The organism is Sphingomonas sp. RIT328 (genome assembly GCF_000632225.1).
GTDB lineage: Bacteria > Pseudomonadota > Alphaproteobacteria > Sphingomonadales > Sphingomonadaceae > Sphingomonas > Sphingomonas kyungheensis.
The window spans coordinates 18,513-31,855 of sequence record NZ_JFYV01000011.1; the positions used below are offsets into that span (position 1 = coordinate 18,513).

The 13,343-nt window shown below is 68.0% G+C and carries 14 protein-coding genes and 1 tRNA gene; 6 read left to right on the top strand and 9 right to left on the bottom strand.

The genetic code is table 11. The annotated features are described in order from the left end of the window. Positions 1-555 carry a hypothetical protein gene (locus BW41_RS05995; RefSeq protein WP_235199621.1) on the bottom strand — a complete coding sequence of 185 codons (555 nt, stop codon included), beginning with the start codon at positions 553-555 and terminating at the stop codon, positions 1-3. On the opposite strand from BW41_RS05995, the gene BW41_RS06000 reads away from it, so the two are divergent. After that, a complete protein-coding gene (locus BW41_RS06000) occupies positions 554-970 on the top strand; it encodes a DUF1810 domain-containing protein (protein WP_037532466.1) in 417 nt (138 codons plus the stop codon). The genes BW41_RS05995 and BW41_RS06000 overlap by 2 nt on opposite strands. Here the strand turns inward: BW41_RS06000 and BW41_RS06005 are convergent. Both BW41_RS06005 and BW41_RS06010 read right to left on the bottom strand, forming a co-directional pair. Continuing rightward, positions 967-1,320 carry a tRNA-binding protein gene (locus tag BW41_RS06005; protein WP_443027639.1) on the bottom strand — a complete coding sequence of 118 codons (354 nt, stop codon included), beginning with the start codon at positions 1,318-1,320 and terminating at the stop codon, positions 967-969. The genes BW41_RS06000 and BW41_RS06005 overlap by 4 nt on opposite strands. Continuing rightward, positions 1,301-1,975: a glutathione S-transferase family protein gene (locus BW41_RS06010; protein ID WP_037532470.1), complete on the bottom strand. Its 675-nt coding sequence runs from the start codon at positions 1,973-1,975 to the stop codon at positions 1,301-1,303. The genes BW41_RS06005 and BW41_RS06010 overlap by 20 nt, the downstream gene beginning before the upstream one ends. Positions 1,976-2,070: 95 nt before the next feature. Here BW41_RS06010 and BW41_RS06015 point away from each other — a divergent pair, with 95 nt between their 5' ends. Both BW41_RS06015 and BW41_RS06020 read left to right on the top strand, forming a co-directional pair. Beyond that, a complete protein-coding gene (locus BW41_RS06015) occupies positions 2,071-2,325 on the top strand; it encodes a type II toxin-antitoxin system VapB family antitoxin (RefSeq protein ID WP_037532473.1) in 255 nt (84 codons plus the stop codon). Next, complete coding sequence (locus BW41_RS06020) at positions 2,322-2,711, top strand: type II toxin-antitoxin system VapC family toxin (protein ID WP_037532476.1); 390 nt, start codon at positions 2,322-2,324, stop codon at positions 2,709-2,711. The genes BW41_RS06015 and BW41_RS06020 overlap by 4 nt, the downstream gene beginning before the upstream one ends. Before the next feature lie 4 nt (positions 2,712-2,715). Here the strand turns inward: BW41_RS06020 and gltB are convergent, their stop codons facing one another. The 5 genes from gltB to BW41_RS06045 all read right to left on the bottom strand — a co-directional run bounded on the left by gltB (position 2,716) and on the right by BW41_RS06045 (position 11,097). Continuing rightward, on the bottom strand, positions 2,716-7,221 hold the full coding sequence (gene gltB / locus BW41_RS06025; protein ID WP_037532478.1) for a glutamate synthase large subunit: 4,506 nt from the start codon (positions 7,219-7,221) through the stop codon (positions 2,716-2,718). A gap of 10 nt (positions 7,222-7,231) precedes the next feature. Beyond that, the gene (locus BW41_RS20030; protein WP_051583297.1) at positions 7,232-7,780 is read right to left on the bottom strand and encodes a DUF2059 domain-containing protein; all 549 of its coding nucleotides are present in this window, start codon (positions 7,778-7,780) and stop codon (positions 7,232-7,234) included. Continuing rightward, complete coding sequence (locus BW41_RS06035) at positions 7,777-9,207, bottom strand: NAD(P)-dependent oxidoreductase (RefSeq protein WP_037532481.1); 1,431 nt, start codon at positions 9,205-9,207, stop codon at positions 7,777-7,779. Before BW41_RS06035 ends, BW41_RS20030 begins: the two co-directional genes overlap by 4 nt. Positions 9,208-9,360: 153 nt before the next feature. Further along, a complete protein-coding gene (locus tag BW41_RS06040; protein ID WP_037532484.1) occupies positions 9,361-10,158 on the bottom strand; it encodes an undecaprenyl-diphosphate phosphatase in 798 nt (265 codons plus the stop codon). 9 nt (positions 10,159-10,167) lie between these two features. Then, positions 10,168-11,097 carry a complex I NDUFA9 subunit family protein gene (locus tag BW41_RS06045; protein WP_037532486.1) on the bottom strand — a complete coding sequence of 310 codons (930 nt, stop codon included), beginning with the start codon at positions 11,095-11,097 and terminating at the stop codon, positions 10,168-10,170. 110 nt (positions 11,098-11,207) lie between these two features. Here BW41_RS06045 and BW41_RS06050 point away from each other — a divergent pair. Together BW41_RS06050 and BW41_RS06055 are read left to right on the top strand one after the other, a co-directional pair. Further along, a tRNA-Leu gene (locus BW41_RS06050) sits at positions 11,208-11,294 on the top strand. 402 nt (positions 11,295-11,696) lie between these two features. Beyond that, positions 11,697-12,260, top strand: coding sequence for a GAF domain-containing protein (locus BW41_RS06055; RefSeq protein ID WP_051583298.1), 564 nt, complete (start codon positions 11,697-11,699; stop codon positions 12,258-12,260). 8 nt (positions 12,261-12,268) lie between these two features. Here BW41_RS06055 and BW41_RS06060 read toward each other — a convergent pair whose 3' ends face one another. Beyond that, positions 12,269-12,913 carry a nicotinamidase gene (locus BW41_RS06060; protein ID WP_037532489.1) on the bottom strand — a complete coding sequence of 215 codons (645 nt, stop codon included), beginning with the start codon at positions 12,911-12,913 and terminating at the stop codon, positions 12,269-12,271. A gap of 117 nt (positions 12,914-13,030) precedes the next feature. On the opposite strand from BW41_RS06060, the gene BW41_RS06065 reads away from it, so the two are divergent. Then, entirely contained in the window at positions 13,031-13,339 is a 309-nt protein-coding gene (locus BW41_RS06065) for a hypothetical protein (protein WP_037532492.1), read from the top strand. The last annotated feature ends 4 nt before the right edge of the window (positions 13,340-13,343 follow it).

Here is a 13,343-nt window from a genome sequence, read left to right on the forward strand (position 1 = left end):
TTACTCCTGGGGGCAATCGCCGGGGCGGGACCGCGGCGGCGATCCGGCGGCATACCAGCGGCTGGTCGCCGCCATCGTCGCCTGATCATGGTAACAGGCCTCGCCCCGGCTGCCGTCCGGCGCGACGAGGAAGGTCCAGTTGGTGTCGGCGCAATCATGCGGCGCACAGCCATGTGCGGCGATGCGGCCGTCGCGGCTGCGGAAGATCGGCACGCTCACCGCCTCGCGCGAGGTGAAGCGATGGCGCAGCTTCTCGTCACCGACCGCGTCGATCAGCCCGCGCGACACTTCGGTGCGATCGTAGAAGCCGACGCCGTCGACCGCATCGCCCGGATATTTGCCGACATAAGCGGTGATCGGATTGCTGTGCTCCTGCCCCGGCAAGGGCTTGGGCGGCAGCGTCGGCGGCGGCACGAAAGCGGCGGCGGCGGCATTGTCGTCGCGGGTGGCGGTCTCACGGCTGCCGCAGGCGGCGAGCAGGACGAGCGGGACAAGGCAGAGGGCGCGCATAGGAATGGGGAACGCGGCAGCCACCCCGGCGGTTGCCTCGCCCATGACTGACGCGCTCGACCGTTTCCTCTCCGCCCAGGCCCTCGTCCACGATCAGGCGCTCGCCGAACTGCGCCGGGGCCGCAAGACCAGCCATTGGATGTGGTTCATCTTCCCGCAGATCGCCGGCCTCGGCCATAGCGAGACGGCGCGCTTCTACGCGATCCGCGACGCTGTCGAGGCACGCGCCTATCTCGCCCATCCCCTGCTCGGCCCCCGGCTGATCGAGGCGACGCGGACGGTCACCGCCGCGCCGGGCAGCGCGCTGTCGATCCTCGGCGAGGTCGATGCGCTGAAACTCCATTCGTCGATGACGCTGTTCGCCGAGGTCGCCGACGATCCGGCGCCGTTCACCGCGGCGCTCTCCCGCTTCTACCGTGGTCAGCGCGATCAGGCGACGCTGGCGCTGCTCGCCGGCTAGAACAGCCGCCCGCCATCCGGTACCGGCTGCCCCGGGCCGATCAGCACCACTGCGCCGTCCCCATCGGGGAAGCCGAGGGTCAGCACCTCGGACAGGAATGGCCCGATCTGCCGCGGCGGGAAATTGACGACCGCGGCGACCTGGCGCCCGACCAGCGCCTCGGGCGTATAGTGGGTGGTGATCTGCGCCGACGACCGTTTCACGCCGATCTGCGGGCCGAAGTCGATGCGCAGCTTGATCGCCGGCTTGCGCGCCTCCGGGAAGGGTTCGGCGGCGACGATCGTGCCGACGCGGATGTCGATCCGCTCGAAGTCGGCGATCGTCGCGGGGTCAGAAGTCGACATTGTCATAATGCGCCGGTGGCCCGATCATCTCCATCCGTTCGGACAGCAGCGGCCGGAAGCTCGGCCGGCTCTTGAAGCCGCGATACCAGCGCGCGGTCTGGTCATGCCCCTTCCAGTCGATTCCGCCGAGATAATCGGCGACCGAAATCTGCGCCGCCGCGGCGAGATCGGCGAGGCTCAGCGTCGCGCCGCCCAGCCAGTTGCGATGGTCGAGCAGATAATCGGTGTAATCGAGGTGGCTGACCGCCGCCTTCATCGCCTCGCGCAGCCCGCGGGCGTCCGGCGAGGCACGATGCGCGAGCCGCTTGACGACCCGCTCGTGCAACAGCGGCCCGGTGACGTCACGGTAGAAATGCGTGTCGAACCAGCTGACCAGCCGGCGGATCTCGGCGCGATTGGCGGCGGTGCCGTTGATCATCGCCGCCTTGTCGACCGTCTCCTCGAAATATTCGCAGATCGCCATCGAATCGATCAGCGGCGCACCCGGCCGCGCGGCATCGACCATCACCGGCGTTTCGCCGGCGGGGTTCATGTCCATGAACTCGTCGCGCCGGTCCCACGGCGATTCGCGGACCAGCGCATAGCCGACGCCCTTCTCGCCGAGCAGCAGCCGCACCTTGCGGCTGAACGGACAAAGCGGGAATTGGTAAAGCTGCCACATGCCGGCTCTGTAGGGCATCGGCGGGGGCGAGGTGAAGCCGTTGTGTTTCGTCCTTCCGTCTATAATTTGTCAGTGCGGTTCGAGAGAGATTGGCGATGGACGTCCATATCGAGCACGAAGGGTACGAACGGGCCATTCGCGAACTTGCCGCCAGTCGTGGGCTGTCGGTGAGCGATGGGATCGGCGTCGCCGTCTGCGCCGAGTTGGAACGCGACCTCGATCAAAAACGGCGCGCCGCTTTTCTGGAGCGAGTGAAAGAGGCGCAGGCGATTTTTGCCGCCGCCTCGATCAACGACGCGCGCACCGCGGAAGAGATTTTAGGCTATGACGAACACGGTCTGCCGACGTGATCGCGCTGGACAGCTCGGCCCTCATCGCGCTGGTCCAGAACGAGCCTGAGGCCCAGCGGATCGCCGAACGCATGGCAGCTGCTGCCAAATGGTTGATCGGCTACCCGACCGAGCTTGAACTGCATATGGTCACGGCAGGCAAGTCGAACGAAGCGGCCGCGCGGCAGGTGCTGCATAGGCTGATTGGCGACGCCGAACGGATCAGCTTCGATCGTGTGCATCTAACCGCGGCTCAGCTTGCCTTTGATCGCTTCGGTAAGGGCCGGCATCCCGCGGCGCTCAATTATGGCGACTGCATGGCCTATGCCGTCGCGCGCGTCGCCAATTGCCCCCTGCTCTACAAAGGCGAGGATTTCGCGCGGACCGATATCCGGCCCGTGCTGTAACCCCTTACTCCGCCGCGACCAGCGCCACCGAATCATCCAACGGATAGGTCTGACGCGACAGCATCTCCTTGGGCACCACCTGCCAGAAGTCGCCGGCGACCCGGTCCCAATCGGCGAGCAGCCCCTTCGACCATTTGCTGTCGGTCGCCGCCGCATGGCGCTGGACGAGATCGTGCAGCACGCCCGCCCAATGCGCCGAGGCAAGCCGTTGCCAGACGATGCTCTCCGGATTGGCGCGCTGGGCGAATGCGCCGTCGGGATCGTAGACGAAGGCCATGCCGCCGGTCATCCCGGCGCCGAAATTCTGGCCGACCCGGCCGAGCAGCACCGCGACGCCGCCGGTCATATATTCGCAGCCATTGGCGCCGCAGCCCTCGACGACCACGGTCGCACCCGAGTTGCGCACCGCGAACCGCTCGCCCGCCTGCCCGGCGGCGAGCAGCGTTCCCGACGTCGCGCCGTAGAGCACCGTATTGCCGAGGATGGTATTGTCCTGGCTCGCCAATGGTGACGATACCGCGGGCCGCAACACGATGATCCCGCCCGACAGGCCCTTGCCGACATAATCGTTGGCGTCGCCGAACACTTCGAGCGTGATGCCCTTGCACAGGAAGGCGCCGAGGCTCTGCCCCGCGCTGCCGCGCAGGCGGACGGTGACGTGGCCGTCGGCGAGCTTGCTCATCCCGAACCGGCGGGTGACCTCGCTCGACAGCCGCGTGCCGACCGCGCGATGCGTGTTGCGCACCGAATAGGTGAGCTGCATCTTCTCGCCGCGGCTGAACACCGCCGCGGCATCCTTGATGATCTGCGCGTCGAGGCTGTCGGGCACTTCGTTGCGGAAGGTCGACAGCGAGAAACGCCGTTCGGCATCGGTCGCATCGACCTTGGCGAGGATCGGATTGAGATCGAGATCGTCGAGATGCTCGGCACCGCGGCTGACCTGACGCAGCAATTCGGTCCGCCCGATCACCTCGTCGAGGCTGCGCACACCGAGCCGGGCGAGGATGTCGCGCACCTCCTCGGCGATGAAGGTCATCAGGTTGATGACCTTTTCCGGCGTGCCGACGAACTTGTCGCGCAACGCCGGGTCCTGCGTGCAGACGCCGACCGGGCAGGTGTTGCTATGGCATTGGCGCACCATGATGCAGCCCATCGCGACGAGGCTGAGCGTGCCGATGCCGAATTCCTCGGCACCCAGGATCGCGGCGATGACGATGTCGCGCCCGGTCTTGAGCCCGCCGTCGGTGCGCAGCCGCACCCGGCCGCGCAGGCCGTTGAGCGTGAGCACCTGATTGACCTCGCTGAGGCCCATTTCCCACGGCGTGCCGGCATATTTGACGCTGGTCTGGGGCGAGGCGCCGGTGCCGCCGACGTGGCCGGCGACCAGGATGACGTCGGCATGCGCCTTGGCGACGCCCGCCGCGACCGTGCCGATCCCCGATGAGCTGACCAATTTGACGCAGACGCGCGCGCGCGGATTGATCTGCTTCAGGTCGTAGATGAGCTGCGCCAGATCCTCGATCGAATAGATGTCGTGATGCGGCGGCGGCGAGATCAGCGTCACGCCCGGCGTCGCATGGCGCAGCTTGGCGATGAACTCGGTGACCTTGAAGCCGGGCAGCTGCCCGCCCTCGCCGGGCTTGGCACCCTGCGCGACCTTGATCTCGATCTCCTCGCACGCGCCGAGATATTCGGCGGTGACGCCGAAGCGGCCGCTGGCGATCTGCTTGATCGTCGAATTGGCGTTGTCGCCATTCTCATAGGGGGTGAAGCGCTTGACGTCCTCGCCGCCCTCGCCCGACACCGCCTTGGCGCCGATCCGGTTCATCGCGATCGCCAGCGTCTCGTGCGCCTCCGGCGACAGCGCGCCCAGCGACATGCCCGGCGTGACGAAGCGCTTGCGGATCTCGGTGATCGCCTCGACCTGATCGACCGGCACGCCCTCGCTCGGGAAGTTGAACTGGAGCAGGTCGCGCAGATAGACCGGCGGCAGATCGGCGACGCCGCGGCTGAACTGGAGATAGCTGGTATAGCTGTCGGTCGACACCGCGGTCTGCAACAGGTGCATCAGCTGCGCCGAATAGGCATGCGTCTCGCCGGTATGGCGCTGCCGGTAGAAACCGCCGATCGGCAGCTTGGCGACCGCCTCGTCCCAGGCGAGCTCGTGCCGCATCATCGCCGAATGGTGCAGCGAGTTATAGCCCTCGCCCGAGATCTTGGCGGGCATGCCGGGGAACAGGTCGTTGACCAGGCTGCGGCTGAGACCGACCGCCTCGAAATTATAGCCGCCGCGATAGGAGGAGATCACCGCGATCCCCATCTTGCTCATGATCTTGAGCAGGCCTTCCTCGATCGCATGGCGATGGCGCTTGAGGCATTCGTCCAAGGACAGGTCGCCGAACAGCCCGCGCGCCTGCCGGTCGACGATCGCCGCCTCCGCCAGATAGGCGTTCACCGTCGTCGCGCCGACGCCGATCAGCACCGCATAATAATGCGTGTCGAGGCATTCCGCCGAGCGCACGTTGATCGAGGCATAGGAGCGCAGCCCCCGGCGGACGAGGTGCGTGTGCACCGCCGCCGCCGCCAGCACGCCGGCGATCGCGATCCGGTCTTCGCCGACATGTTCGTCGGTCAGGAACAGCTCGCTCTTGCCCTGGCGCACCGCCTGCTCCGCCTCGTTGCGGATGCGCTGGATCGCGGCGCGCAATTTCTCCGGACCACCGTCGGCATCGAAGGTACAGTCGATCTCGGTCGCGGTGCGCGCGAAATGCGCCTTGAGCCGCGCCCAATGCTGGCCGGTCAGCACCGGCGAATCGAGCACCAGCACGCGGTCGCGCTGATCCTCGGTATCGAGGATATTGGCGAGATTGCCGAAGCGGGTGCGCAGCGACATGACGTAGCGTTCGCGCAGCGGGTCGATCGGCGGATTGGTCACCTGGCTGAAGTTCTGGCGGAAGAACTGGCTGATCAGGCGCGGCTTGTCGCTGATGACGGCGAGCGGCGTATCGTCGCCCATCGAGCCGATCGCCTCCTTGCCGGTCTCCACCATCGGGGAAAGGATCAGCTCCATGTCCTCGAGCGTCTGGCCGGCGGCAACCTGCCGCCGCGCCAGCGCGGGCCGGTCGTAGCGGACCACCGCCTCCTCGACCTCGGGCAGATCGTCGAGCGTGTGGAATTCGCCGATCATCGCCGGATAATCATGCTCGGCGGCGATCCGGTCCTTGACCTCGCGATCGCCGAGCACCTGCCCCTGTTCGAGGTCGACCGCGATCATCTGCCCCGGCCCGAGCCGCCCCTTGGCGACGACGGTCGATTCGGGCAGCGCGACCATGCCGGTCTCCGACCCGACGACGAGCAACCCGTCCGAGGTGCGCGTATAGCGCAGCGGCCGCAGCGCATTGCGGTCGACGCCCGCCACCGCCCAACGGCCATCGGTCATCGCCAGCGCGGCGGGGCCGTCCCACGGTTCCATCACCGAGGCGAGATATTGGTACATGGCGAGGTGCGCCGGCGGCATGTCGTCCGAATAGGCCTCCGGCACCAGCATCAGCTTGGCGGTCGGCGCGTCGCGCCCCGATCGGCAGATCGCCTCGAACACCGCGTCGAGCGCGGCGGTGTCCGACGCGCCCGCCGGAATCACCGGCTTGATGTCCTCCGAATTGTCGCCGAACGCGAGGCTCGCCATGCGGATCTCGTGGCTGAGCATCCAGTTCTTGTTGCCGCGGATCGTGTTGATCTCGCCGTTATGCGCGAGGCAGCGGAACGGCTGCGCCAGCCACCATTGCGGGAAGGTGTTGGTCGAATAGCGCTGGTGGAAGATCGCGACGCGCGATTCGAACCGCTGGTCCTGCAAATCGGGATAGAAGACCGACAGGCTCTCGGCGAGGAACAGCCCCTTGTAGACGATCGAGCGGCACGACAGCGAGCAGACGTAGAAGCCCTGGATCTGCGCGGCGATGATGCGCTTCTCGATGCGGCGGCGGACGAGGTAGAGGTTCTTCTCGAATTCGGCGGCGCTGACCTCGTCGGGCATCGGCCCGGCGATCATGATCTGCTCGATCTCCGGCCGCGTCGTCTGCGCCTTGAGGCCGATCACCGACACGTCGACGGGCACCTGCCGCCAGCCGTAGATGGTATAGCCCGCCTCGATGATCGCGCTCTCGACGATCGTGCGGCACATCTCCTGCGCGCCGAGGTCGGTGCGCGGCAGGAAGATCATGCCGACCGCGAGCCGGTTGGGCAGCACCTTGTGCCCCGATGCGACGACGGCGTCGTCGAAGAAGCGGTGCGGCAGGTCGATATGGATGCCCGCGCCGTCGCCGGTCTTGCCATCGGCATCGACCGCGCCGCGGTGCCACACCGCCTTCAGCGCATCGACCGCCGACTGGACGACGCGCCGCGACGCGCGCCCGTCGGTCGCGGCGACGAGGCCGACGCCACAGGCGTCGCCCTCGCTGTCGGGGCGGTACATGCCATGCTCGGCGAGATAGGCGCGGGGATCGGTGGTCATCGGATAGGTCCTACTTGCCGGCCGGGGTATCGAGCGCGCTGAGACGCGCCTGGACTTTCGGGAACGCTGCCATTGCAGCATCGCGGCCTACGCCGCGTCCTGCCTCGGACAGCGCCTTCTGCAACGCCGGCTGGGCGTCGAGCAGCTTGGCGCCGGTCGGCGATCGATAGAAGGCGAGGATCGTCGTCAGTTCGCTTTCGCTGAACGTCTTACGATATTCCTCCGCCGTCGCTTCGGCGATCGCCGGATAGCGCTCGCGGAACGCGCGTGCGAATTCTTCGGAGATGATCGCGCCGACCTGCTGCCGGCCCGCATCGGTGGCGAGCCGTGCCTTGAGCGCCGCCGGTGCCGCCGTATCGGCCCGCATCGCATTTTCGACGTTGCTGACCATCAGCGGCATGAGCTGTGCGAACATCGGATCGAGCACGCGCTCCATCCGCATCTGCGCCACAAGGGCGCGGGCGGTGGCGATCGTGCCGGGTTGCGCCGCTGCCTGCGCCAGCACGGGCTCAGGTGCGACCAATAGCGCGGTCGCGACGAGCAGCCGGAGCGGGCTCATGCCGCCACCTTGCCGACCTTCGCCTTGGCCTTCAGCCACTTGTGCATCGTCGCCGCGACATCGCGACCGTCGCGGATCGCCCAGACGACGAGGCTCGCGCCGCGCACGATGTCGCCCGCCGCGAACACGCCGTCGAGGCTGGTCATCAGCGTCTTGCCGTCGACCAGCACCGTGCCCCAGCGGCTGACGCCGAGCTCGGGCGCGCCGAACAGCGTCGGCAGGTCTTCGGGGTCGAAGCCCAAGGCCTGGATCACCAGATCGGCATGGAGCGTGAAGTCGCCGCTCGGGTCCGCTTCGGGCGCGCGGCGACCGCTGGCGTCGGGGGCGCCGAGCCGCATCTTGCGGGCGCGCACCGTGCCGTCCGCCTCGAACGCCGCCGGTGCCGAAAGCCAGACGAATTCGGCGCCCTCTTCCTCGGCATTGGCGACCTCGCGCTGGCTGCCCGGCATGTTCTTGCGATCGCGGCGGTACAGGCATTTGACCGAGGCGGCGCCCTGGCGGATCGCGGTGCGCACGCAATCCATCGCGGTATCGCCGCCGCCGATCACGACGACATGCTTGCCCGCCGCATCGAGCGCGCCCTGATCGAATGCCGGCACCGCATCGCCGAAGCCCTTGCGGTTCGAGGCGATCAGATAGTCGAGCGCCGCCACCACGCGATCGTCGCCGCCGGCGACGTCGAGCGCCCGCGCCTTGTAGACGCCGGTCGCGATCAGCACCGCGTCATGCTCGCGACGCAGTTCGTCGAGGCTCGCCTGTTCGCCGACGTCGAACCCTTCGTGGAAGACGATGCCGCCTGCCTTGAGGCGCTCGACGCGGCGCATCACCACCGGCTTCTCCAGCTTGAAGCCGGGGATGCCATAGGTCAGCAGCCCGCCGGCGCGGTCGTGGCGGTCGTAGACGTGAACCTCATAACCGTGGCCGCGCAGATATTCCGCCGCGGTCAGCCCCGCCGGCCCCGCGCCGATCACCGCGACCGACGCGCCGCGCGCCGGACCGGGGACGAGCGGCTCGACCCAGCCCTCTTCCCAGGCGGTGTCGGTGATGAACTTCTCGACCGAACCGATCGTCACCGCGCCGTGGCCGGAAAATTCGATGACGCAATTGCCCTCGCACAGCCGGTCCTGCGGGCAGATGCGGCCGCAGATCTCCGGCATGGTCGAGGTGGCGTTGCTGAGCTCATAGGCCTCGCGCAAACGGCCCTCGGCGGTGAGGCGCAGCCAGTCGGGGATATGGTTGTGGAGCGGGCAATGAACCGAGCAATAGGGCACGCCGCATTGCGAGCAGCGCCCGGCCTGATCCTCCGCCGCCGGCGGCGCATAGCGCGCGGCGATCTCGGCGAAATCCTCCGCGCGCGCCTCCGCGGCACGCTTCGCCGGATAGGCCTGCGGCCGGGCAACGAACTTGAGCATGGAATCGTGCGCCATGGGGCCTCCTTTCGCTTCCGCTAGAAAGGAAAGGCCGCCATGTCACGCACAAATCATGTGTTAGGTAAGCTAATATGCCCTAAAAAGTCGCACCAAACGGGATGAGGCTATCGGCCCGGCCCGCAGGTATCCTCTTTAGGTTCTGATCCGGTCCTATCGCAGTTGGAGGGCAACCAGGGCGACCGCGCCGATGACGATGCGATACCAGGCGAAGGGCGCGAAGCCGTGCCGGCTGACGATGCCGACGAACCAGCGGATCACCACCAGCGCGACGACGAACGAGACGACGAAGCCGATCGCGATGCTGAGCCATTCGCCCTGTCCCAGCGTCGCCCCCGACTTGAGCAGGTCGTAACCCGATGCCGCGAGCATCGTCGGGATCGCGAGGAAGAAGGAGAATTCCGCCGCCGCACGGCGATCGACGCCGAGGCTGAGCGCCCCCATGATCGTCGCGCCCGAGCGGCTGACGCCGGGGATCATCGCGAGACACTGGACGACGCCGACGCCGAGCGCGGTCGTCCACGGCATCGCCTCGACCGATTCGATCCGCGCCTGCTTGACCAGCCGCTCGATGACGAGGATCGCGACACCGCCGACGATCAGCGCCACCGCGACGACGGTGGGGCTTTCGAGCAGCGACTTCACCGCCTTGTACACCAGCACGCCGATCGCCGCGGCGGGCAGGAAGCCGAGCGCGATGTTGCGCACGAAGGCAATCGCCTTGGGCTGCCCGCCGGCCAGTCCCGTCGCCACGTCCCAGAAGCGCCGCCAGTAGAGGACGATCACCGCCAGGATCGCGCCCAACTGGATGACGATGTCGAAGGTCGCGGTCGCCTGATCCTGCACGCCGAGCAACGTACCGGCGAGGATGAGATGCCCGGTCGAGGAGACGGGCAGGAATTCGGTGACCCCCTCGACGATGCCGAGGAGGATGACGGTCAGCAGATCCATGGATGGTCCTTAGGCGGCGAGTGTTGCGGCACGGCGACCGAAGCGGCCGGTGCGGCGGAAGCGGACGAGCCATTCGGGCGCAACCGCCTGCAACGGCGTCGGATCGACACCGAGCGCGGCGAGGCCCGGCGCACCCGGCGTGACGACATTGTCGCGCTGGAGCATCAGCCACTGATCCTTGGTGATCGGCGCGAACGGCAGCCTGGCGAGGAAGGCGCCGGCCGCGTCGGGCAGTTCGACGATCGACGGGCTGCGGCCGATCGTCTGTGCGATCCAGCGGATGATCTCGCCCATCGTCAGCACGTCCGGGCCGCCGAGCTCGAACGTCTCGCCGGCGAAGCGCGCGTCGGTCGCCGCCGCCATCGCCTCGCCGACGTCGCCGGCGAACACCGGCTGGAACTTCACGCCGGCGCGCAGCACCGGCACCACCGGCGCCTTGCCGATCATCGCGGCGAAGCGGTTGATGAACTGATCCTCGCGCCCGAAGACGATCGACGGGCGGATGATTGCCGCGCCCGGGAAAGCGGCGCGCACCGCTTCCTCGCCGCGCCCCTTGCTGCTGCCATAAGCGGATCGCGCCTGCGCATCGGCACCGATCGCCGACATATGGACGAGCGTTTCGACGCCCGCCGCCGCCGCGGCCTCGGCGACGATGCGCGCGCCGCCGACGTGGACGCGCTCGAAATCGCCGGCCAGCACGCCGACCATGTTGATCACCGCATCGGCGCCCTGCACCGCGCGCGCCACCGTCTCGGGCAGCGTCACGTCGGCGGCGACGAATTGAGTCTGACCGAGCCCACCCAAGGGCTTGAGGAACCACGCATGCCGCGGATCGCGCTCGGCGACGCGGACGCGCGCACCGCCGTGCAGCAGCGCCTGCACCACGTAGCGACCGACGAATCCGCCGCCGCCGAAGATCGTAACCAGCTTGTCTTTCATCGCCCGGGCCTCATTTTTTTCGTCGCTGTGCTGATGTTTCGCCCCTTGCCCCGTGAAACCCGTGTTGACAAGCGCGCCGACCGCCCCCTAAAGGCCGCCGCCTACCCCGTGCCCAGATGGCGGAATTGGTAGACGCACCAGCTTCAGGTGCTGGCGATCGCAAGGTCGTGGAGGTTCGAGTCCTCTTCTGGGCACCATTTTCCAAAGAGCAGCAGGCTCGCGATCCGAACGGTCGCGGGCTTTTGCCCGTTTCGAGGAGGCACGGGCGCGAATGGCATCGGGCGAAGATCTTCGACCTGCCGCTCCTGCACCTTCGCGCTACCGGGCATGACTTGCCGCGACCCGCTACTCGCCGTCTACACCCTCGCGAAGTTGTCGCGCAGACCTTAAGCGCCATCCCAGAGCAGGCATCAGCTTCGGACGACAAGACGGCTAATATGTCATTAACCGATAACCGAACCACTTTGACCGGCAATTGCTCGACGCGTTGCCCGCAAATCCTCGATGCGAGACAGGCCGCCCCATCTTGCGATGCAATTCCCTTTGCATAAGTCGTCGCCTCCTTCGATACCCCGTAAGCGTGACGAAGGGAGAGTGATGTGCAGGAACCGAACGTCGACAATTGGTTTCAAGCCTTCTCCGCCGAGAAGAAGCGGCAGGGCGCGGTCGATCGCAGCCGGGTGGTGAGCTTGCGCGGCAGCAGCGAATTGCTGCGGATCGTCGACGAGGTCCCCGATCATTATCGCACCCCCTTTGCCGCCATCTCGATCATCGACCGGCGCTCGCAGCTGTTGCTTGCCGAACGCGGCCTCGGTTACGCCGAGACGGCTCGCAGCACCGCCTTTTGTGCGGTAACGATCCAGCAGGGCGGGCGGGCGCTGGTCGTGCCCGACGCGCGGACCGATGTGCGCTTCGCCGGCTATGAGTCGGTGACCGGCGATCCCTATATCCGATTCTACGCCGGCGTGCCGATCCACGACGACGGCGGCATGGCGCTCGGTGCGATCTGCGTCGCCGACAATGCGCCGCTCGCCGCCGGTTTCGACCGGTCGCTGCTGGTGCGCATGGCGCGCGAGGCCGAACGCGCGATCGCCGAGACGCTGCCGCCCGAACCGCCGGCGGCGCCGACCGCATGGAGACTCCGCCTCGATTCGGACGTCTGAGCGCCGGCTCAGTCGCGCACGGTGACGCCCGCGGCGGCGAGCGCGCGGTCGATCGCGTCGACGCTCGTCCCCGAACCGGCCGGCATCGCGATCGCGCGGGTCAGCGGCCGCAGGATCGTCGCGGCGAACCCCTCGCGCCGCGCGTCGAGCGCCGACCAGCCGACGCAGAAATCATACGCCAGACCGACGAAGACGCAGCGCGTCACGCCGAGATCGCGCAACGCACCGGCGAGCCCGGTGCGCGTCCTCCGGTCATTCTCGAAGAAGGCGGAATAGGAATCGACTGCCGGGTCGATCCCCTTGCGGACGATCAGCCGCGCGCGCGCGACCGCCGCCGCCACGGCCGGATGGAAATCGGCGCCGTCGCTGCGTTGCAGGCAATGGTCGGGCCACAGCACCTGGTCGCCATAGGGCATCGCGATCACCTCGTACGGCGCGCGGCCGGCATGGCTGCTCGCGAACGAGCCATGGCCGGCGGGATGCCAGTCCTGCGTCACCACGACATGCGCGAAGCGTTCGGCGAGCGTGGCGATCGGCGCCATCACCGCATCGCCCCCGGCGACGGCGAGCCGTCCGCCCGGGCAGAAGTCGTTCTGCGGATCGACGATGACGAGCGCCTCGGCGCCGTCGGACGGATGGGCTCGGCTGGTCATGGCGGCTGTGTAGCGCGTCGCCGTGCCGCCGCAACGCCATGACGATTCGCCTGCGCCCGAACACCCTGCGCCGGGCGTTGACCGCATGGCGACCACGACGGCCGCCGGGAGACGATGATGAGCACGACCCTGACCGCCCGCTTCGCCACCCGCCGTGAGGCGGAGATGACGGTGGAACGCCTGGTGCAGCAGTTCGAAGTGCCGCGCGAGGCGATCCGCGTCCTCGCCGACGGCGCGGCGAACACCACCGGCGTCGAACAGGCGGGCAGCGACGAGGCCGCGGCCGCTCCCACGCCCGAACCGCGTGACGACGCACCGCTCGCCGGGGCGGTGCGCGTCTCCGTCGCCATCGCCGACGCGACGCTCGCCGACGAGGTCCGCGCCGCCTTCGCCGAGTTCGACGGCACCGGCGTCGCCGCCGCCTGACACA